Annotated in this window: 20 protein-coding genes; 11 read left to right on the top strand and 9 right to left on the bottom strand. The window is 56.2% G+C overall.

What is annotated here, in order from left to right:
- The first annotated feature begins 7 nt into the window (after positions 1-7).
- The 3 genes from IB237_RS09420 to queF all read left to right on the top strand — a co-directional run bounded on the left by IB237_RS09420 (position 8) and on the right by queF (position 1930).
- Positions 8-421, top strand: a complete 414-nt coding sequence (locus IB237_RS09420) for a glyoxalase superfamily protein (protein ID WP_192488383.1) — start codon at positions 8-10, stop codon at positions 419-421.
- Positions 422-557: 136 nt separating this feature from the next.
- Complete coding sequence (locus IB237_RS09425) at positions 558-1475, top strand: cation diffusion facilitator family transporter (RefSeq protein ID WP_192488384.1); 918 nt, start codon at positions 558-560, stop codon at positions 1473-1475.
- Positions 1472-1930 (top strand): preQ(1) synthase, encoded by a 459-nt coding sequence (gene queF, locus IB237_RS09430; protein ID WP_192488385.1) that lies wholly within the window; start codon positions 1472-1474, stop codon positions 1928-1930. The genes IB237_RS09425 and queF overlap by 4 nt, the downstream gene beginning before the upstream one ends.
- Before the next feature lie 18 nt (positions 1931-1948).
- Here queF and IB237_RS09435 read toward each other — a convergent pair whose 3' ends face one another.
- Complete coding sequence (locus IB237_RS09435; RefSeq protein WP_192488386.1) at positions 1949-2716, bottom strand: DUF2076 domain-containing protein; 768 nt, start codon at positions 2714-2716, stop codon at positions 1949-1951.
- Between the two features lie 97 nt (positions 2717-2813).
- Positions 2814-3389, bottom strand: a complete 576-nt coding sequence (locus IB237_RS09440) for a HupE/UreJ family protein (RefSeq protein ID WP_192488387.1) — start codon at positions 3387-3389, stop codon at positions 2814-2816.
- Positions 3390-3616: 227 nt separating this feature from the next.
- On the opposite strand from IB237_RS09440, the gene IB237_RS09445 reads away from it, so the two are divergent.
- The 3 genes from IB237_RS09445 (at position 3617) to leuA (ending at position 7583) form a co-directional block, all read left to right on the top strand.
- Positions 3617-4198 (top strand): ATP-dependent Clp protease proteolytic subunit, encoded by a 582-nt coding sequence (locus tag IB237_RS09445; protein WP_192488388.1) that lies wholly within the window; start codon positions 3617-3619, stop codon positions 4196-4198.
- 182 nt (positions 4199-4380) lie between these two features.
- Positions 4381-5565: a benzoate/H(+) symporter BenE family transporter gene (locus IB237_RS09450; protein ID WP_192488389.1), complete on the top strand. Its 1185-nt coding sequence runs from the start codon at positions 4381-4383 to the stop codon at positions 5563-5565.
- A 302-nt stretch (positions 5566-5867) separates the two neighbouring features.
- Positions 5868-7583, top strand: a complete 1716-nt coding sequence (gene leuA, locus IB237_RS09455) for a 2-isopropylmalate synthase (RefSeq protein ID WP_192488390.1) — start codon at positions 5868-5870, stop codon at positions 7581-7583.
- Between the two features lie 153 nt (positions 7584-7736).
- Here the strand turns inward: leuA and IB237_RS09460 are convergent, their stop codons facing one another.
- Entirely contained in the window at positions 7737-8687 is a 951-nt protein-coding gene (locus IB237_RS09460; protein WP_192488854.1) for a metallophosphoesterase, read from the bottom strand.
- Positions 8688-8752: 65 nt separating this feature from the next.
- Here IB237_RS09460 and IB237_RS09465 point away from each other — a divergent pair, with 65 nt between their 5' ends.
- Complete coding sequence (locus IB237_RS09465) at positions 8753-9241, top strand: NUDIX domain-containing protein (RefSeq protein ID WP_192488391.1); 489 nt, start codon at positions 8753-8755, stop codon at positions 9239-9241.
- A gap of 9 nt (positions 9242-9250) precedes the next feature.
- On the opposite strand, the gene IB237_RS09470 is transcribed toward IB237_RS09465, so the two are convergent.
- Positions 9251-10243, bottom strand: coding sequence for a glutathione S-transferase family protein (locus IB237_RS09470; RefSeq protein ID WP_192488392.1), 993 nt, complete (start codon positions 10241-10243; stop codon positions 9251-9253).
- A 296-nt stretch (positions 10244-10539) separates the two neighbouring features.
- On the opposite strand from IB237_RS09470, the gene IB237_RS09475 reads away from it, so the two are divergent.
- Positions 10540-11109, top strand: a complete 570-nt coding sequence (locus tag IB237_RS09475; RefSeq protein ID WP_192488393.1) for a GNAT family N-acetyltransferase — start codon at positions 10540-10542, stop codon at positions 11107-11109.
- A 93-nt stretch (positions 11110-11202) separates the two neighbouring features.
- Here the strand turns inward: IB237_RS09475 and IB237_RS09480 are convergent, their stop codons facing one another.
- From IB237_RS09480 to IB237_RS09495, 4 genes are read right to left on the bottom strand one after another with little or no spacing between them, the layout of a single operon-like run.
- The gene (locus tag IB237_RS09480; RefSeq protein WP_192488394.1) at positions 11203-13272 is read right to left on the bottom strand and encodes a hypothetical protein; all 2070 of its coding nucleotides are present in this window, start codon (positions 13270-13272) and stop codon (positions 11203-11205) included.
- Position 13273: 1 nt separating this feature from the next.
- The gene (locus IB237_RS09485) at positions 13274-16084 is read right to left on the bottom strand and encodes a DUF4159 domain-containing protein (protein ID WP_192488395.1); all 2811 of its coding nucleotides are present in this window, start codon (positions 16082-16084) and stop codon (positions 13274-13276) included.
- The gene (locus IB237_RS09490) at positions 16081-17001 is read right to left on the bottom strand and encodes a DUF58 domain-containing protein (RefSeq protein WP_192488396.1); all 921 of its coding nucleotides are present in this window, start codon (positions 16999-17001) and stop codon (positions 16081-16083) included. The genes IB237_RS09485 and IB237_RS09490 overlap by 4 nt, the downstream gene beginning before the upstream one ends.
- A 26-nt stretch (positions 17002-17027) precedes the next feature.
- On the bottom strand, positions 17028-18038 hold the full coding sequence (locus IB237_RS09495) for a MoxR family ATPase (protein ID WP_192488397.1): 1011 nt from the start codon (positions 18036-18038) through the stop codon (positions 17028-17030).
- A gap of 283 nt (positions 18039-18321) precedes the next feature.
- On the opposite strand from IB237_RS09495, the gene IB237_RS09500 reads away from it, so the two are divergent.
- From IB237_RS09500 to IB237_RS09510, 3 genes are read left to right on the top strand one after another with little or no spacing between them, the layout of a single operon-like run.
- On the top strand, positions 18322-18945 hold the full coding sequence (locus tag IB237_RS09500) for a DUF1285 domain-containing protein (RefSeq protein ID WP_192488398.1): 624 nt from the start codon (positions 18322-18324) through the stop codon (positions 18943-18945).
- Positions 18942-19574, top strand: coding sequence for a CoA pyrophosphatase (locus IB237_RS09505; RefSeq protein ID WP_192488399.1), 633 nt, complete (start codon positions 18942-18944; stop codon positions 19572-19574). Before IB237_RS09500 ends, IB237_RS09505 begins: the two co-directional genes overlap by 4 nt.
- Positions 19571-20827 carry a CCA tRNA nucleotidyltransferase gene (locus tag IB237_RS09510; RefSeq protein WP_192488400.1) on the top strand — a complete coding sequence of 419 codons (1257 nt, stop codon included), beginning with the start codon at positions 19571-19573 and terminating at the stop codon, positions 20825-20827. The genes IB237_RS09505 and IB237_RS09510 overlap by 4 nt, the downstream gene beginning before the upstream one ends.
- 3 nt (positions 20828-20830) lie before the next feature.
- Here IB237_RS09510 and IB237_RS09515 read toward each other — a convergent pair whose 3' ends face one another.
- Entirely contained in the window at positions 20831-21016 is a 186-nt protein-coding gene (locus tag IB237_RS09515) for a DUF1059 domain-containing protein (protein WP_192488401.1), read from the bottom strand.
- Positions 21017-21045 lie beyond the last annotated feature (29 nt).

A 21045-nucleotide genomic window follows, 5' to 3' on the forward strand; every position in this document is an offset into this window, starting at 1 on the left:
AAGACCGATGAGTGACAGTCTTGATGCCAACCAGCCCTTCATCTCCTTTCAGCGCACTTGCCCGATCATCCGTATTTTTGATGAGGAAAAGGCGAGAGAGTTCTACGTGGACTTTCTTGGTTTTCAGCTTGATTGGGAACACCGCTATGGCGACAATTTCCCGCTCTACATGCAGGTATCCCGTGCAGGCCTCGTCTTGCACTTGAGTGGCCATCATGGCGATGCGTCTCCAGGCTCCAATACTTTCGTTGTGATGAAAGGTGTTCAGGCCTACCAGAAAGAGCTGATCGCGAAACATTACATCTATATGAAACCGGGCGTTGAGACCTTGCCTTGGGGATTGCAGATGGAGGTCACTGATCCTTTCAGCAACCGAATACGGTTCTGTGAACAGGATGATGGTGGCGAGGCGTCTGTCTAGCGAGACTTGACGTTTTCAGACGATTGAACGATAGAACATGAAAACCAGACCGCGTGCACGATACCCCGTGCGCGCGGTTTGGCGTTTCAGGGGCGAATTTTCTGCAATTCGCTCGCATCTGCACGAGGTTATGATCATGAGTGACGGCAAGGGGCTGGTTCGAACATTGGCGTTTTGGGGCATTCCGCTTTCGATCGGGGTGCTTGGGCTAAAGCTTCTTGCATGGTGGGTAACCGGCTCGGTTGCGCTGTTGTCTGACGGTCTGGAATCGACCGTCAATGTGGTCGCCGCTTTCATTGCCTATTTCGTCATTCGTTACGCGCAAAAGCCGGCCGATGAAGACCATCAGTTCGGCCATCACAAGGCGGAGTATCTTTCCGCCGTGGTGGAGGGCGTGCTGATCGTTTTAGCCGCGCTGCTGATCGTCAAGGAAGCCTGGGCCGGGTTGTTTGAACCACGCCTGCCGGAAGCGCCGGTGCTTGGTCTTGCTATCAACGCTGCTGCCGGTGTCATCAATGCCGTCTGGGCAACCATACTTATGCGTGTCGGCAAACAGCATCGGTCACCAGCACTGGAAGCAGACGCTCATCACATCATGTCTGACGTGGTGACATCGATCGGTGTTCTAATTGGTCTGGTGCTGGCCATCCTCACCGGTTACGCGATTCTCGATCCGATCCTCGCCATCGTGGTGGCCATCAACATTCTGTTCCAAGGCTGGAAGGTCATTTCAAACTCCATTGGTGGTTTGATGGACCGCGCCGTGACAGCGGAAGAGGAAGAGCAGATCAAGCAGGCGATTAGTGCCAATGCCAACGGGTCGGTTGGCGTACATGATTTGCGGACAAGGAGGGCAGGCGCTGCCGCTTTCATCGATTTCCATCTGGTGGTACCTACCGAGATGAGCGTGGGAAAAGCACATGAAATTTGCGACCGCCTTGAAGATGCCATACGCGCGATGATACCGGGTGCCAGCCTCGCCATCCACGTAGAACCGGAAGGCGAGAAGGCGCATGGCGTCATGGTAAAAGTTCGCAAAGGAGAAAAAATATGACCGATGTTTCTGGTCTGTCTCAGCTAGGCACCAAGGTCGACACTCCTGAAAGCCCAGAAAAGGCCGTGCTGGAAAAGGTGCCAAACGGCAATGCCGGCACCGATTATGTGGTGCGCTTTACGGCGCCTGAGTTCACATCGCTCTGCCCAATGACCGGCCAGCCGGATTTTGCGCATATCGTTATTGATTATATACCCGGCGATTTCCTGGTGGAATCGAAATCATTGAAGCTGTTCCTGCATTCTTTCCGCAATCATGGTGCATTTCATGAGGATTGCTCGGTCTATATTGCCAAGCGGCTTGTCGATCTGTTGCAACCGAAATGGCTGCGCATCGGCGCATACTGGTATCCGCGTGGCGGTATTCCAATCGATGTGTTCTGGCAGACGGGTGCTGTACCGGAAGGTGTCTGGCTTCCGGATCAGGGCGTGCCGACCTATCGTGGTCGTGGCTGACAGTCGAGCAAAATGGGTTCAGGCGAATGAACCGTCATCGCCTGAATCAAAATCCATGTCTGCACTGTCATCATCATTGTCGCTGTCGTCGTCGGCTTGCTGGATGTCATTTTCACTGTTGTCAGACCCTGCGGTCTGATCTGGCGTATTATTGCCAAAGTAGTTGTTGACGACTGTTTCTTCGACCGGTGCGTTGCCGGAGACGGGCGATCCTAAGCCCAGAGGCGACATGTGATTGCCGAAAATTCCACTCAAGGAATTGGCGAGCAGCATGCCGCCCGCCACACCTGCTGCCGTGCCCAACGCGCCCTGCAGGAAACTCCCGCCCGCAGAACGGGCCGCGGGTTGCGGGCTCCATGGGCCAGTTGGTTGTTGTGCTTGTGGTTGCTGGCTTTGCGCGCGATCCCACGGACCGGCAGCTGGGTCGGCTGTGTCATTGCGATAGTTTGTCGTCGGTGGTGCGGCGGCTGGGGCAGGGGCTGTTGCCTGCGGTTGACTGGAACCGAATATTGAACTGAGGAAGCCACCTTGCTGGGTGTGATGCGGATCAGCGTTGCCGGATTCCAGTTGATGAATACGCTCTTCAAGTCGCGCAATATGAGCAGCAGCGGCTTCAAGCCCCTTTTCCTGCACGATGACCGCTTGCGCCAGATAATAGGGAGCGGTTGGCTGGTCGCGCACAGCGCGTTCAATCAAGATCTCCGCATCGCTGTCTCGCGGTGTGGATGATGCGGTTCTGACCCTGTCGAACAGGGCGGTCAGCAGTCTGGTTTCTTCCGGCGACATGTATGCCTCCTTACCGAACAAAGAAACGTATCGATAAGGAGGTAGGCGCTAAATCCGACTTTTCAAAGCTGCCGGAGGTTTAAATTTTTGTAATGCTTCAGCCGCCGAAGGCCAGTGTCAAGCCAGCAAGTGCCGTGAGCGCGCCGATGATACGGCTGGCGACTGTGCCAAGGCGGCTGACACCGAGACCGGCAGCAATACCGGCCACATGCAGCAGCGCTGTCGCGATAACAAAGCCGACGCCGAATTGAAGTGCGCCGGCACTGCCCAGTTCGCCGCCATGGGCGTGGCCATGGAACAGCGCAAAAATGCCAACCACGGCAGCTGCGGCCGAGACGGGGAAGCGGGCTGCCATGGCAACCAGAAGGCCAAGTGCAATCACGGAGGCGAGAATGGCCGGCTCCACAAATGGCAGATCAATGCCACCAAGTGCCATCATGAAGCCGATTGCCATGGTGCCAACGAAGGCGAATGGAACGACCCAAAGCGCGCGTCCACCAATCTGTGCGGCCCAGATTCCGACGGCAACCATCGCAAGAATGTGGTCGGCACCGAAAAGCGGATGGGAAAAACCGGCCATGAACGAGCCGTGTTCTTCGGGGTTCAGGTGGGCGAAGGCTGGCAGGGTGGTCGCGGCGAGTGCTGCGGCGGCAATTGAAATACGTTTGAACATTGTTCCCTCTCAATATTTTTTGGCATCAAGCCGCTGCGGACGCTCCTCCCAATTCGGCGCAGCGGTGTGATTTTAACGATATCGTAAGCGTGAACTTGCTGTCCATGCGCCATTTGCCGGTGTGCTGTTTATTATACAGTTCTGCGCCTTGTCTTTTTCGCTCATTGTTTTACGACACAAATCACACTATGTCCGAAGGACAGACGAATTACGTTGGAGATCCGTGTATGAACGAAGAAGACGACGACAAGAGCAAGGAACTGCCGATCGGTAAGGAAACGGAAGCGAATCTTTTCAAGTCGCGTTCTATCTTCATTTATGGTGGCATTACCCAGGAATTGGCGCAGAAGGTCTGCACGCAGCTCGTGGCACTTGCCGCAGCCAGCGACGAAGACATCCGCGTTTACGTCAATTCTCCTGGCGGTCACGTGGAGTCTGGCGACAGCATCCACGACATGATCAAGTTCATCAAGCCGAAGGTCTGGATCATCGGTACCGGCTGGGTCGCATCGGCTGGCGCACTGATCTATGTTTCTGTGCCGAAAGAACGCCGCCTTTGCCTGCCAAACACCCGTTTCCTGCTTCACCAACCATCTGGTGGCACACGCGGCATGGCATCGGACATCGAAATCCAGGCACGCGAAATCATCAAGATGAACCAGCGCCTGATCAAGATCTTCTCCAAGGCCACCGGCCAGACAGAAGAAAAGATCGCCAAGGACATCGACCGCGATTACTGGCTGTCGGCTGAAGAAGCCAAAGACTACGGTCTGACCAGCCGCATCGTGGAAAACCAGTCCGAGCTGTAATCTGTTCGACTGTTTGCGTTTTTAAAGCCCGCACCGGTAAAAACCTGTGCGGGCTTTTGTTTTTCTGCGACCCGTAGCTTAGCTTTTGTTTCCGTTTCAGCTGTCGGGCAGGGCTCCCTTGCGTCTCATGCGTTTTTTTGATCTGTGATATGTACAATCACACGCTGTCCTGAGTCCCTGCCATGTTGAAAGATTTTTCCGTTCAAAGCCTGTTCATGGGCTGCCTTACGGCATTTGTTGGCTTTGCCAGTTCCTTTGCCGTTGTGTTGCAGGGGCTAAAAGGCGTGGGAGCCACGGATTTCGAGGCAGCCTCCGGATTGATGGCGCTTTCCGTATCAATGGGGTTTTGCGCGATTGCCTTGTCGGTCGCCACCCGATTGCCGGTCAGTATTGCATGGTCGACGCCCGGTGCCGCGCTGCTGGCGACAACAGGCGTGGTCGAGGGCGGGTTTTCTGCTGCTGTTGGTGCCTTCATCATCTGTGCCGTGCTGATCATGATTGCAGGTCTTTTCAAGCCGCTCGGCCGCGCTGTGGCATCCATTCCAGCGCCTTTGGCCAATGCCATGTTATCCGGCGTCATCATCGGCCTGTGTTTTGCGCCAATCAAGGCCATCGGCTTTAATCCGGCGCTTGGTCTGCCGATCATATTGGCATGGATCGTGGTTGGTGCGTTCAAGCGCCTGTTTGCCGTGCCAGCTGCCCTCCTGGCCTTTGTGTTGGTGATGGTTTTTGGTGTCGATATTCCCGCAGGCGCACTGGACAGCATTTCACAGTCGCTGAAACCGCCAATGGAATTTGTAACGCCATCGTTTAATCTGCAGGCCCTGATCTCGATTGCATTGCCGTTGTTCATCGTGACCATGGCATCGCAGAATATTCCCGGGATCGCGGTATTGAAGGTCAATCATTATGACCCGCAGCCTGGTCCGTTGTTTGCGACCACCGGCTTTTTCTCGCTGTTGTCGGCTCCATTTGGTGGCCACGCCGTTAATCTTGCGGCGATTACTGCTGCGATGTGTGCGGGTGAAGATGCCCATGCTGACCCTAAGCGCCGTTATTGGGCGGCGATCATTGGCGGGGTTGGTTATATCATTCTCGGTCTGCTGGCCGGTGTGGTGACGGCCTTTGTGGCGCTCGCTCCACCGATTCTCATTCAGGCGGTGGCCGGACTGGCGCTGGTCGGTGCATTCTCCGGTTCTGCCGTTGCGGCCTTTAGGGAACCTGACACGCGGGAAGCGGCCGCTATTACCTTCCTGATCACGGCCTCAGGCCTGTCATTCGGCGGCATTTCCGGTGCTTTCTGGGGGCTGATGGCTGGTGGCCTGATGATGGTTTTGACGCGTTTCGTGAAACGAATGAAAAATTAAAGATGCGCTTGCATCAGAATCTTTCGGCAATTATAAGCGAACGCATGATTACTTGCTCCGCAACCTTTTTCGGCATGAATGCGCAGATTTCTGCGAATGCTTGCCCATGCGGTGCACTCTCGCTTCTTAGCCTCGACCTTACACGCGGTTGCCGGGTCCAGTGAGGAGCGCCCGGCGGCCGAAAGCCCGCTGGCACAAACGCTCCTCATACGAAATTTCTGTACATACTGGATTTTTTGCCCGCTCGAGGGCGCGCATCTAACGTTGGTTCCCAAGCCAAGGATGCGCAAGGAGGAAGTAACATGGACTCGAAGATCATCACCAGCGCAAACGGCATGTCCGACGCAGCTGCGAAATATCGTCCCTATCCAACCATCAATATTCCTGACCGCACGTGGCCATCCAAGACCATTACCAAGGCACCGATCTGGTGTTCGGTTGACCTGCGCGATGGTAACCAGTCGCTGATCAACCCGATGGGACATGACCGCAAGGCGCGCATGTTCAAGCTGTTGCTGGAAATGGGTTTCAAGGAAATTGAAATCGGTTTTCCTTCGGCGTCGCAGACCGACTTCGATTTCGCCCGCTGGTGCGTGGAAGAGGCCGGTGTGCCTGACGACGTGTCCTTGCAGGTCTTGGTGCAGTGCCGCCCGGAACTGATCACGCGCACGTTTGAATCTCTGGTTGGTGCCAAGAAACCGATCATCCATTTCTACAACTCGACATCGGAATTGCAGCGCCGCGTGGTGTTCGGCAAGGATGTGCATGGCATCAAGCAGATTGCGGTTGATGCCGCCAAGATGATTACTGACATGGCCGAGAAGGCCGGTGGCGGTTACCGTTTTGAATATTCTCCGGAAAGCTTCACCGGCACCGAGCTGGAAGTGGCGCTGGAAATCTGCAACGCTGTGATAGAGGTGGTGAAACCCACCGCTGACAACAAGCTGATTCTGAATCTGCCTTCGACGGTCGAAATGGCAACGCCAAATATTTACGCCGACCAGATCGAATGGATGTGCCGCAACATTGATAACCGCGAAAACGTCATCATTTCCCTGCACCCGCACAATGATCGTGGCACGGGCATTGCGGCAACTGAACTGGGCCTGATGGCTGGCGCTGACCGCGTGGAAGGTACGTTGTTCGGCAATGGTGAGCGCACCGGCAATGTCGACGTGGTGACACTGGCATTGAACATGTACACCCAGGGCGTTGACCCGGAACTGGATTGCCGCGACATCGAACGTATCAAGTCGGTCTATGAATATTCCAACGAGATGGCGATCCCTGAGCGTCACCCCTATGTTGGTGAACTGGTCTATACTGCGTTCTCCGGCTCGCACCAGGACGCGATCAACAAGGGCATGAAGGCAATCAAGCAGTCCAATACCGGCGTTTGGGAAGTACCTTACCTGCCCATCGATCCGAAGGACGTTGGCCGTTCCTACGAGGCGATCATTCGCATCAACTCACAGTCCGGCAAGGGTGGTATCGCCTACATTCTGCAGCAGGATTACGGCATCAACCTGCCGCGCAATCTGCAGGTCGAATTCCGTGAGGACATTCAGCGCATTACCGACGAAGAAGGTGTGGAACTGCCAGCCAAGCGCATCTATGAGCGTTTCATCGAGCGTTACGTGACCCAACCTGACGCACGTCTGAAATTTGTTGACCATCACACTTATCCCGCCGGTGATTTCAAGGGCGTGCGTGTGGTCGCTGCCGAAATCATGGACCGCGGTGAGGTCAAGCGGATTGAAGGCAAGGGTACCGGTCCGATCGATGGCTTCATCAACGCTTTGTCTGTCTATCTGGGCGTTGACCTGTCGGTAAACGACTATTCCGAACACTCGCTGCAGCATGGTTCCAACGCATCGGCCATCGCCTATGTCGAAGCTGAGTATGATGGTGGCAAGCTCTACGGTGCTGGCGTCAACACCAACATCGTGGCGGCCTCGCTGGAAGCGATCGTTTCGGCTGCCAACCGCGTTCTGGAAGAGCGCGCCAAAAACGCATAAGGCTTTTACACCTCACATTGCCATGCCCGGTCCTTTCCCGGGTATGGCAAACCTGACTTTGATTCAAGGTATTGAATTGGCAGCTTAAAGTCAGACGTGAAGGCACAGCGCCGCGGTCGCTTATCTGAAAATAAACGTTTTGCTGTTTGGATCTTAAGCTTCCGGCGGCGGGAAACCGATCACCCGGCCATTTTCATAGAACACCCTGACATCCTCAAATTCGATGGCCGTTGCTGCCTCGTTGAGCGAATGGCGTTCGCAGGTTACGTTCCATGCGCCCTGTTCGCCTGATATGTTGAACAGGTTATAACTGGCACGCGGTTTTTTCCCGCCGGGACCTTGGGAAGCCGAGGCGATGCCAACCACCGGAATGTGGTCCTGCCCATGGTGGGTATTGAGCCAATAGACCGTGTTCAGATGTGTGTGGCCATGCAGCACAAGCTCTGCGCCACCCGTTGAAACGGCGCCGGCGAAACGGCGAATGCCGATCATGCGCTTGTGGGTGGCAGCTGCGCCACGGATTGGCGGATGATGGATCATCAACACACGAAACAGGCCCATCTCGCCCGCCTTTTTCAGCAGTTCAGCTGTCGCACGCGCTTGCCTACGGCCGAAATAACCGGTCGCTGAAAAGGGCGGGGTGGCAATGGATGTCGAGCAGCCAATCAGGGCGACCGGGCCGCGAACGCGCATATAGGGGAAAATCTTGCGATCTTCATCCCAGTCTTCGGGGTCGCCATCCCCGCGCACATAGGGGTACCAGGCGTTCATGGCCTTGTCGTGCGCGCCGGGGACATAGGCATCATGGTTGCCCGGCACCACGGAAACAGACGATGGTTCGCCCACTTCTTCCAGCCAGTCGGCGGCTGCGCGAATTTCAATGCCGGTCGCAAGATTGACGAGGTCACCGGTTATCGCCAGATGATCGGGCTGCTTCGCCTCCAGATCATCGAGCAGTTTTTCCAGCGTATCTGTGAAAAGGTGCTTGCGACGGTTGCGATGCCAGTTCACAAATCCTGTAATGCGTTTGGACGCCAGTTCACGGAACGTAAGCTTGGGCAGGGGTCCAAGATGGACATCTGAGATATGCGCGAGTTTGAACATGGTGGCAGACATATCGCATAAGATCATGAAACGGAATTGTTTTTGGCCATGATCGGAAAGGCAGAATGAGCGAAAAAGGTTCCTCCGAAAAACAGAGTTTGTTGACGTGGATTGTGACACGCATCCTGCATGCGGTGTTCTTGGTCACGCGTGGCATGACAATGGGGGTGCGGGCGGCCTGTTTTGACGCACAAGGTCGGGTGTTTCTCGTGCGCCATTCCTATTTGCCGGGCTGGTATCTGCCCGGTGGCGGCGTTGAGCGCGGCGAAACCGTGATTGAAGCGCTGCACAAGGAAATTCGCGAGGAGGGCAATCTGACGGCGACCAGCACGCCAGAGATTTTCCATGTCTATTTCAACAACAAGGCCAGCAGGCGCGACCATGTTGTGCTCTACCGGTTGAATGTAGAGCAGACGGCACCGCGGCTGGCGGATTGGGAAATCAAGGAAAGCGGTTTTTTTGATCCGGACAATTTGCCCGAGGATGCAACGGCGGCAACGCGCCGCCGTCTGCAAGAATTGAAGGGTGAGATCACTGTCTCGGATTACTGGTAGGCGCGGGGATTAAACCAATGCCTGCCGGTTATGAGCCATTTCAAGATTGATGACTGGACCTGCCGGAACAATGCCAGTTGGGTTGATCATCGTGTGGCTACGATAATAATGCTCCTTAATATGGCGCATATCGACCGTCTCGGCGACACCCGGTGTCTGATAGAGATCGCGCAGATAACCGCTCACATTGGGATAGTCGGCAATGCGACGAATGTTGCACTTGAAGTGCCCGACATAAACCGCATCAAAGCGCACCAGCGTGGTAAACAGCCGCCAGTCAGCCTCGGTCTGTTTTGCGCCAAACAGGAAGCGTTGCTGTTTCAACCGCGCTTCCAGAATATCCAATGTTTCAAACACCTTGATGGCGTTTTCCTGATAGGCTTCCTGTATCGTTGCAAAACCGGCCTTGTAAACACCGTTGTTCACGGTGTCGTAGATGAGGGTATTGAGCTCGTCGATCTGCTGCTGCAACGCTTGTGGATAGAAGTCTTCTTCCGAACCTGTCAGGCCATTGAAGGCGGTGTTGAACATGCGGATGATTTCCGCCGATTCATTGGAAACGATGGTGTTGTTCTTTTTGTCCCAGAGGACTGGCACGGTGACGCGACCGGAATAGTTGGGATCCGCTTTGACATAGACCTGCCAGAGCGTGGACGAGCCGAACAGATGGTCCTGTGTGGCGCCCGGTGTGCGGTCGGCCTCGGGCTTGAACTCCCAACCATTTTCCAGCATCAACGGATCGACGACTGAAACGGAAATCAGATCCTCCAGCTTTTTGAGCTTGCGAAAGATCAGCGTGCGATGCGCCCAGGGACAGGCCAGCGATACGTAGAGATGATAGCGGTCTTTTTCCGCCTTGAAGCCACCCTTACCAGATGGGCCGGGCTCGCCGTCTGCGGTAATCCAGTTGCGAAACTGTGATGCGCTGCGCTTGAAATGGCCACGGGTTTCCTTTGTGTCATACCATACGTCTTTCCAGACACCTTCCACCAGCATACCCATGGTGCAACCTCCTGTTTCAATTTTTGACTGAGTAAAGAATAGGCTATTTTCTGATGTATTCGATACCCTAATCGTGAACACTGCGTTCTGTGCCGTTCACAATTATGATGGCTGCACGTGTTCAATAAAGGCTGGACGCTCCCCATGAATCCTGATATCAGGCAAAACCAACTTTTAGGGATTGATCGAATTCAATGACTGAACCACGGATGCTCCGACGACGCTGACGCTCTTAAACGCCTCTTGAGGCGTAGCTGTCGCTATTGTCATGTCCGCTTTTTGGTTCGGGTCTTTTAATGTCCAAGCACGATCTGGTCTACCTTACCGAGCACGCATCTCACGATGCTGCCATCGAAATCATCAACGAAGAAGCATTTGGTCCGGGCCGTCACACCCGTGCGGCAGCGCGCATTCGCGAGCAGGGACCTCATGACCGGACCTTGTCATTCATTTGTGCTGACGACGGTGAAACCATTGCCTCCGTGCGGATGACGCCGGTGCTGGCCGGTGGTGTCAAAGGGCATATGTTGGGACCACTTGCCGTGCGGCCTTCGCACAAGAGCATGGGCATTGGCCGCGAACTGGTGCGGATTGCCATCGAGGCGGCAAAACGCAAGGGTTCGGAAGCTGTTATCCTGATCGGAGACCCACCTTATTACATGCCGCTCGGTTTTGAGAAGGTCAGCTATAAGGCGCTGGATTTTCCGGGGCCTGTTGATCCGAACCGGGTACTGGTTGTTCCGCTGGGGCACGACATCCATGCGCGGCTGAAGGGCGTGATTGGCTGGCGGCAATGTGAAGCCGTCATGGCAATACCGGACGCCGAAGAGGATACCTATGAGGAACCTCAAAGGGCTTTTGCCTGAGTTTACGTTCATAGCTTGAATGATCCAACAAAAAGACCTGGCAGAGCGATCTGTCAGGTCTTTTTCTTTGGTCGATATGTGCTGAAGCAGATATCAGCGACCTTCACGCCACCACACGGCGGCAAAGGCAAACAGCAGCACGCCCAATCCCGCAAAACCGGCAAACAGCGGCAGTGTGTTGACGCCGGTCAGCACCGTTTCATTGGTCATGCTGATCAGTATGCGGTTGTTGTCGGGGACACGCACTTCACCGCGCACAGGCAAAATGTCCGGTAGGGTGAGACGGCCGTCATTGTCGGCAACGCGGTGCACGCTGCCTTTTGTTTCTGCAGCCAGCGGCGCGAGTGTCTCGGTGGTTGAAATCATCGCCTTGAATTCCGGCGCATCAACGGCACCGACATGCACCAGTGTTGTGAATTCGCCATTGGTGATTTCAAACAGGCCGGTTTCGTCCATGCGCTGTTCCAGCTTGTAAAGGCCGGGACCAGCTTCGGTAAACGCCATGGTTTCTGTTTTCCCGGATGGGAACTTGACGGTTGCCTGACCGGGATCATCGCCAATCGTCTGGCGGGTGACCTCAAGTGTGCGGCCATTGGCGCGGCCGGTGAGAGCCTCTTCTTCCAGTTCCGGCTCTTTCATCAGCCAGTGGGCAATGCGCCGGTAAAGCGACACGTGCGGACCGCCACCTTCAAAACCACGTGCCCACAGCCAGCCCTGATCGGACAGCAGCATGGCCACACGACCTTCGCCCTGACGGTTCAGCACCAGCAACGGATCCTGCCCATCGCCCAGCATCACTGTCTGGCCGGCCGGAGGATCAACACTGACGGTGCGGAACCAGCGACCCCAGGCCGGCGGTTCATCACCAGAGCCTTCAAGACCGCGCGTGACCGGATGTTTTTTGCCCGCTTCAGACAGGCGAGGGTAGAAGGCGGAATTGTGCATCTGGCCGGTCGGATTGGCTGGCAGAACACTGGCAAGCGGCGTTAGGGCAATGGAATCCTGTCCGGCATGTTCTGGCCCCGCCGCAATCAGAAGGGCGCCGCCCTTTTCGACATATTGGGCGATGTAATCATAATACAGGATCGGCAGTACGCCGCGATGCTGGTAACGGTCGAAAATGATCAGGTCGAAATCCTCGATCTTTTCAACAAAAAGCTCACGGGTCGGGAAGGCAATCAGCGACAACTCGTTGATCGGGGTACCATCCTGCTTTTCCGGAGGGCGCAGAATGGTAAAATGAACGAGGTCAACCGAAGCGTCGGATTTCAGCAGATTGCGCCATGCGCGTTCCCCGGCATGGGGCTCACCCGAAACCAGAAGCACACGCAGGTTCTGGCGAATGCCCTCAATCAGATGCACAGCGCGGTTGTTGGCTGTGGTGACTTCGCCTGGCAGTTCGGCGACCGAGAATTCCATGACGTTGTTGCCACCACGTGGCACCTTGAAATCGAACGGTGTTGGTTGTCCGGGCGTTGCCTGTACCTTTGCCAGTTCTTCGCCATTCATGCGGATGGTGACTTCTGCCGGGCCGCGCTGGCTGCGGCCGTCATCAAACACCCGGAAGGTCAGTTGCTGGTTTTCGTTGACGATGCCGAAGCGCGGTGCACGGACAACTTCGATACGCCGGTCAAACTCGTCCGCCTTGCCGGTGATCAAGCCATGGATCGGCGCCTTGAAACCAAGGTCCTGACCGGGGTTTGGAATGTCATGGATCTGGCCGTCGCTGAGGAAAATGGCACCGCCAACCCGTGACGGCGAAACATCTGATATTGCGGAATTGAGCGAGGAAAACAGGCGTGTCGATGGCGTATCGCTGGTGCCATCATCCTGCACCTCGACAATACGTGGCTCTATGCGCGGAAATCTGGACAGACGATCCTGCAACTGCGCCAGTGCGTCATCGGTCATCTTTGTACGCTCAGCCGTATCCTGGCTTTGCGAACGGTCAACGATGACAGGCACAATGGTTGAAAGCTGCTCACGCTCCTCTTGCGTCAGAAGCGGATTGAGAATGGCAAGCAGCAGGGCGGCAAGCGCAATACCGCGCAGCCATGCGCCGCGCACACCACGCCACAGTCCGAGGACGAACAGCAACAGCGCTGCAACGGCGAGTATGATAATGGCAAACCACGGCAGGAAGGGAGCAAAAGTCAGTGTCATATCATTGCCCCAGTCTTTCCAGCAGGGCAGGCACATGGACCTGATCTGCCTTGTAGTTGCCGGTCAGCATATACATCATGATGTTCACGCCAGAGCGGAACGCATGTTCACGCTGCACTTCATCCGGAGGCACGGTTGGTAGCGAAGGCGCACCATTGTCATCGATCGCCCATGCGCCCGCAAAATCATTGCCGGTGATCAGAATGGGTGTCACGCCATCGCCCGACGAAGACAGGCCGGACGTGGTCTTGCCGGAATCCTGACGGGATTCGACCCATAGCGGGCTGCCGTTGTAACGGCCGGGAAAGTTGGTCAGCAAATAGAACGAACGGGTCAGTACGTGATCTTCCGGTGTTGGTTCCAACGGTGGGATGTCGATATTGGCGAGAATGGCCTGAAGGCGTTCGCCATTGGCACTGGTACCACCACCGTTGCCCAGCGAGGTGAATTGGTCGCGTGTGTCAAACAGCACAGTGCCCCCGGCGCGCATATAAGCGTCGATTCGGGAAATCGCGGCACTGGATGGCATCGGTGCGGTGGCAGAAATGGGCCAATAGATGATCGGATAAAAGGACAATTCATCCTTTGAGATATCAAGACCAACCGGTGCGCCGGGTTCCAGCGTCGTGCGCCAGGTCAGGAACTCGCTCAAGCCCTGCAGACCACGTTTTGAGATGTCATCGACATCACTTTCACCCGTGATGACGTAAGCGAGGTGCGTGGTGTCGAGGCGTTCGAAAATCGCTTCATCGCCGGGTTTCGGATCATCAGCACGGGCCGTGTCAGGTGCCAGCAATGACAGTGCGGCCATGGAGGCAAGCATCACGGCAGCGGCCGATCCTCTGGCACGGGGAAGACGGGCAAAGGCACCATTCATGAATAGCATGATCAGGCTGTCGGCGATCAACAACAGGAATGCCGCGATGAACAGAGCGGGGCGCAGGGAGTGGGCTGTTTCGCCGATCAACCCTTCACGCAGCACAGGCACATTGGCAAGCGAGGCATCCAGCGGCGCAAGTTTTGCACCTGCCGGCAAAAGGTTGAGGGCCACAAAGCCATCCTCTGTGCCGTATAGGCCAGGTGGGGTTTCGAAATTTGCAATCGGCGTCTGGCCAGGACGGTTTTCCAGCGGTCGTGCCGTACCTGTTTCCGTGGTCAGTGTGCCATCTGCCATCAGCAGGCGATAAGGGGCAAGGCTGCCAACGGCGCTGCCTTCTGCGGTTGCTCCGGCGGCTTTTGACAATTGTACGAGACGGCGTAGCATTTCCACGAAATGTCCAGAAATCGGCAGGTCCGACCATGTGGCTTCCGCACTGATGTGGAACAGCACGATGCGGCCAGCGCCGCTTTCACGCATGGTCACCAATGGCGTTCCATCGGCAAGGCTTGCCCATGTCCGTTCGGCGAGATCAGGCGTTGGTTCTGCGAGCACCTGACGTTTGACCAGTACACCGTCGGCTTTTGGCATGCCCGCGAACGCACCGAAGTTCGGGAAATCGGCAAGCGGCTGTGGTTCTGCCCATGACAGAGCACCGCCGAGTGTACGTTCACCCTGACGAAGCGTAACCGGTACAAGCGGGTCATCAGCTGGGGCTGCAGCAAGGCGTGGGCCAGCAAAACGGATCAAGGTACCGCCACGCTGCAACCAGCGTTGTAGCGGCTCATAGGTTTCGGCAGGCAGGCGGCCAATGTCAGCCATGACGATGACGGATGGGTTGGCCTGCAGGATTTCAGGTATGGCAACCGAAAGGTCAGGCTGACGCTGCTCGATCAGGTCGGCGTAGGGTTGCAGGGCGCGGCTGATGTAAAACAGGGGCAGCAGCAGCGGCTGGAAGTCGCTGCCGGTATCGCCGGCAAGCAGTGCGACACGGCGACGGCGAAAACCATCATCCAGCAAATGCACGGAACCTGCTGTTGACAGTCCTTCAATCGACAGACGGGCGAAATCGTTACGCAGTTCGAAAGGCGCTTCGATGGTGCCGGTGGCCTCATCAGCGCCAGCAGCAAAAGCTGCTGTTCCAGTGCCAAGTGTGCGGCCCTGACTATCCTGCGCATTCACCGTCAGATTTTCTGCATCTGTCGTATTCAGGCGGGCAATGGAAAGCGACATAGAATCGGCGCCGTTGGTAGCGGACGTAATGGCGGAAATCTGTTTGCCGTCACCTTCGATCAGCCGCAGTTCCGAAGGCGAGAGGCTGGCAAGATCAGCCAGCGCATCCTGATCCGTTGGCGTTGCAATGCCATCTGCGACAAAAACGAGTGTGCCGGGCGAGGTGCCGTTCAATGCCTCGGTCACGGATTCTGCTGTCTTGAACCGGTCTGGAACCAGAGGTCGCGGTTTTGCAGCGGCCAGTTTTTCGCGAGCGACGGCCGCAGTTGTGGGCACGGCGTCATTGTTGGTTTCGGCGGTAAAGCTGATCGAAACCGGCACATCGGCTCGCTCGGCATCGTCAATGATCGCCGATACGGTCTGCACGCGGCGTTCCCAGTCAATCGATGTCGCCCAGCCATTATCGACCACCAACACCAGCGGACCACCACTGGCCACGGATGTGTTGCGCGGGTTAAGGACGGGATCGGCCAGTGCCAGAATGACCAAGGCCGCCAGAACCATTCGCAGCAAGGTTAGCCACCAGGGACTTTGCGACGGCGTTTCCTCACGCTTCAATACCGTGGCAAGGATTTTGAGCGGTGGAAAGACCTCCGCCTTGGGACGTGGCGGTGTCAGACGCAACAGCCACCAGATGGCGGGCAGGGCAGCGAGACCAATGAGAATATAGGGATTGGTGAACAGGAAAGGCAGAGCGCTCATGTGCGACCTCCACCTACAGCACCGGCCGGAGAGCCGGACAGATACATGTGCATCGTCACCAGCGCTTCGGATGCCAGATGGTCGGTGCGGTGAAACACGAAATTCCAGCCCATGCGACGCAGTGCTGAACCAAGCGCATCACGGCGGGCAAAATAGGCGCGGGTATAATCCTGCTTGATGGTTTCGGCGCGGCCTGACACCAGCTTCTCACCGGTTTCGGGATCGGAAAATTCGGTTCTGCCGCTGTAGGGGAAGGTCTCTTCCGCAGGGTCGGCAATTTCCACAACATGCCCGCGTAAACCACGGCGTGCTAAGGGCGAAATACGCTCCATGACGCTTGCCGCATCATCCAGGAAGTCGCCGATCAGCACGATATCGCTTGCACCCTTGATCATGTTGGTTTCAGGCAGTCCACCAGTCATTGGTGCATGCATGAGGGCAGCAGCCAGTCGTTCGGCGGCGTTGCGGGCCGAGACCGGTTCCATGATGCCAGGACAACCAATCCGTTCACCCGAGCGGGCCAGAATTTCCGCCAATGCCAGCATCAGCACCAACGCCCGGCTTTCTTTCGATACCGGTGACAGTGACGACTTGAACATCATCGATGGCGATAGATCAGCCCACAACCATATTGTATGGGCTGCTTCCCATTCCCGGTCACGGACATAGGTATGATCGTCGCGGGCCGAACGGCGCCAGTCGATACGAGACAGGCTTTCACCCTCGGCATAGGGGCGGAATTGCCAGAAATTCTCGCCGATGCCACGTTTGCGGCGGCCGTGCCAGCCGGCAATCACGGTGTTGGCGATGCGTTTGGCTTCCACCATACAATCCGGCACCAGACTTGCGCGCTGGCGCGCGCGCGCCAGAACCTCGGGGCCTGGGGTCTTCTCGACGATCTGACCAATGGATGCCACTTGCGCTCCTTTTCTGCCCTTAAGGGTCAGCCTTTGGCCTGCGCCACAAGTCCTGCAATTACATCACGAACCGACATGCCCTCTGCTCTCGCAGCGAAGGTCAATGCCATACGGTGTTCCAGTACAGGTTCCGCAAGGGCATAAACATCGTCCAGCGATGGTGCGAGACGGCCTTCGTAGAGCGCACGCGCACGCGCCGTCAGCATCAGGGACTGACCGGCACGTGGGCCTGGACCCCAGGCGACATTCTTGTCGGTCAGTGCATTGCCGTGACCGGGACGTGCCGAACGCACCAGCGACAGGATGCCATCAACAACCTTATCGCTGACCGGCATCTGGCGAATGAGGGTCTGGATTTCTATCAGGCGTTCCGCATCAATCACGCGACGTGCTTCACCTGATGTGGTGCCGGTGGTGTCAAGCAGGATCTGGCGCTCGGCGGCAAGGTCCGGATAATCAACGTCTACCTGTAGAAGGAAGCGGTCAAGTTGGGCTTCTGGAAGCGGGTAGGTGCCTTCCTGCTCCAGTGGGTTCTGGGTGGCCAGAACGTGGAATGGTTTGGGCAGATCATAACGCTGGCCAGCGACTGTGATGTGGTATTCCTGCATGGATTGCAGCAAAGCGGACTGTGTACGCGGGCTGGCGCGGTTGATTTCGTCGGCCATCAACAGCTGCGCAAAGACGGGTCCCTTGATGAAGCGGAAAGAGCGGCGCCCGCTCTCGTCCTGGTCCATCACTTCCGAGCCGACAATATCTGACGGCATGAGGTCGGGCGTAAACTGGATACGATTGGCATCAAGGCCAAGTGTCGTGCCGAGCGTCGTCACCAGCTTTGTCTTGGCAAGGCCGGGAACACCGACCAGCAGCGCATGACCGCCGGACAAAATGGCGAGCAAGGTGTTCTGGACAACTTTTTCCTGACCGAAAATTACCTTGGAAACATCAGCCCGGATGGCTGCAATATCTGCCAGCGCCTTTTCGGCTGCCGCGATAATCGCCTTTTCATCGAGGGCTTCGCTGGTGTTCATCATGCCCATGTCGCTCTCCTCAACATTTTCATCGAACCGTTCGGCTCATCCTGCGGTTCCGGCGAATCGTGGCTTTAAATCACGTTTCGGTTCATCATATCCAAGTAACGTGCTGTAAGTCATTGTTTTATCGTACGCCGTGACCGCAAAACCGCTGCACGCTGGTACGCGGCATACTTTAAGACGTTTTCTGCACTGCATATAGCTTATTGCCATCCTGACGGCTGACAAGCGTGTTTCAAATGACTATCTCGTTACTCATGTTCCATTACGTGTAAAGCGGGACTCGAATATGGCAAGCGAAACGATAAATTCGGCGAAAGATGCGGCAGGTCTTGCTGCCCTGATTTCTCGCGCAGCTGAGCAAACCGGCGATAAACCGCGCGGGCCGGCCCCAGTCGAGCGCTGGAATCCACCATTTTGTGGTGATCTCGACATGGAAATCAGGGCGGATGGCACCTGGTTTTATATGGGCACGCCCATTGGCCGTGCGCCGCTGGTACGGCTGTTTTCCACTGTTTTGCGAAAAGACGAAGATGGTAAAACATATCTTGTGACGCCTGTGGAAAAAGTCGGCATCAAGGTGGTGGATGCACCGTTTCTTGCTGTCGAGATGATGGTGACGAACGAGGGTGGCAAACAGCAACTGACATTCCGGACCAATGTGGGGGATGTAGTGGCTGTTGGAAAAGATAATCCGCTCCGTTTTGAAATCCACGGTGAAAATCACGAATTGAAACCCTATCTGCTGGTCCGAGGCCGGCTTGAAGCCCTGGTTTCAAGAGCGGTTATGTATGATCTGGCAGCACTAGGAGAGTCGATGGACATCAACGGTACCGAGATGTTCTGCGTTCGATCAGGTGACGATGTTTTTCCAGTCATGCCGATGAATGAACTGGATATGTTGTCGAAATGAGTGATGTGATGCAGTTTTCCGCGGGCGAATTTCGCCGTCGCGTGCTCTCGATGAATGAAGACGCTTTCGAGACGGCGGGTGTGAATGGCGACCACCGTTTGAACCCTGCCGTGCGCTTTTCCATTGATGGCGTCAAACTGAAGGATGCGGCCGTGCTGGTGCCTGTCGTCGACGACGGCAATGAGGCGCGGGTGATTTTTACACAGCGCACATCGACGCTGCGCAAACATTCCGGGCAGATAGCCTTTCCCGGTGGCGGTATCGATGAAGAAGATGAAAATGCCGAAATTGCTGCGCTGCGGGAGGCTGAAGAAGAAATAGGGCTGCCACGTTCCTTTGTGGAGCCGTTGGCCGTTTTGCCGGATTACGTGTCCGGCACGGGTTTCCGCATCAAGCCTGTTCTGTCTGTTGTAAAACCCGGTTTTGATCTGGTCCTCAACCCGGCAGAGGTTGATGAGGTATTTGAAGTACCGCTGTCTTTTCTGATGAATCCCGACAATCACGTGCTTGCCAGCCGGATGTTTCAGGGCCATGAGAGGCACTTCTACGAGATGCCTTACGGCGAACGTTACATATGGGGCATTACGGCGGGTATCGTCCGCATGATTTATGAAAGGCTATACGCATGAACAGCATTGCCGGGCAGGACTGGTTTTCCAAACCGGCCCTTCAGCGCATTCTTGGTCTGCTGAACGCTGATGGCGGCGAGGCAAGGATTGTGGGGGGCGCAATCCGCAATGCTCTTATGGATATGCCGGTTGGCGATATCGATATTGCCACGACATTGCTGCCGCAGGACGTGGTGGAACGGGCGAAAGATGCGGGAATCAAATCCGTCCCGACAGGTATTGAGCATGGCACCGTCACGCTGGTTCTGGAGGGGGAAGGTTACGAGGTAACCACCCTGCGCCGCGACGTGGCGACTGACGGCCGACGTGCTGATGTTGCGTTCGGAACCGACTGGCAGATTGATGCCGAGCGCCGAGATCTGACAATCAACGGCCTGTACGCCGATGTCGAAGGCAACGTTATCGACCTTATCAATGGTCTTCCAGACATTGAAACTCGAACCGTGCGCTTTATTGGCGATGCGGCAACCCGGGTGGCGGAAGACTATCTGCGTGTACTGCGCTTCTTCCGGTTTTTTGCCTGGTATGGGTCCGGTCGTCCAGACGCGGACGGGCTCCGGGCAAGCGCACGTGCCAAAGACAAGCTGTCGACCCTGTCGGCCGAGCGTGTTTGGAGCGAGTTGAAGAAACTGTTGTCCGCACCGGATCCGTCGCGTTCGCTTTTGTGGATGAGGCAGTCTGGCGTTCTGGCGCAGGTGCTGCCGGAGACGGAAAAGTGGGGCATCGATTCTATACATGGCCTCGTTGCTGCCGAGCAGTCTTTGAACTGGTCGGTCGACCCGTTGATACGCCTTGCGGCGATTATCCCGCCTGACGTGGCAAGAGTTGAAGCCATGGCCAGCAGGCTGCGGATGTCGAAAAACGAAACCAACCGGCTGTTGTTGTGGGCGGGTGCCCAGACACCGGACGCTACCATGGCAGAAACGGCGCTTGATCGTCTAATTTATCGGCAGGGTAAGGATGGCGTGGTAATGCGGCTGAAACTTGCGCTGGCTTCGGCCCGTGCTGATGTGTCGGCGGGTGAAGAGGCGATGCGCAAAGTCGCCCGGCTATCGACGCTCAACAATCGAGCGAACGCATTTGTCAAACCGGCTTTTCCGTTGACCGGTGCCGATGTGCTGGCAGAAGGCGTTGCTGCAGGACCGCGTGTGGGCGAGGTGCTTTCTGCGCTGGAAGACAAGTGGGTTGAGGTCAACTTCTCACTTGATCGGGCGGCACTAACCGCCCGATTGAAAACCATGCTGCAGGATTAAAAGTCAGGCCGCGTTCGCTTCGCTGCGAATGCGCGCCTTGATGTTCTCAACCATGTTTTCGCGAATAATCGTTTCACCATGAGCGGTGCGCATGTGCTCAACTGTACGGCGCACCACTTCGGCGTCGTCGTCGGCGCGTGTGTGCCATGCGCAACCGGGCACCAGTGTGCCACATTCAAATAGTCGCATTTTGAAACTCCCTGTTAAGAAGGCAGGGA

This window comes from Agrobacterium sp. AGB01, assembly GCF_014851585.1.
Classification (GTDB): domain Bacteria; phylum Pseudomonadota; class Alphaproteobacteria; order Rhizobiales; family Rhizobiaceae; genus Agrobacterium.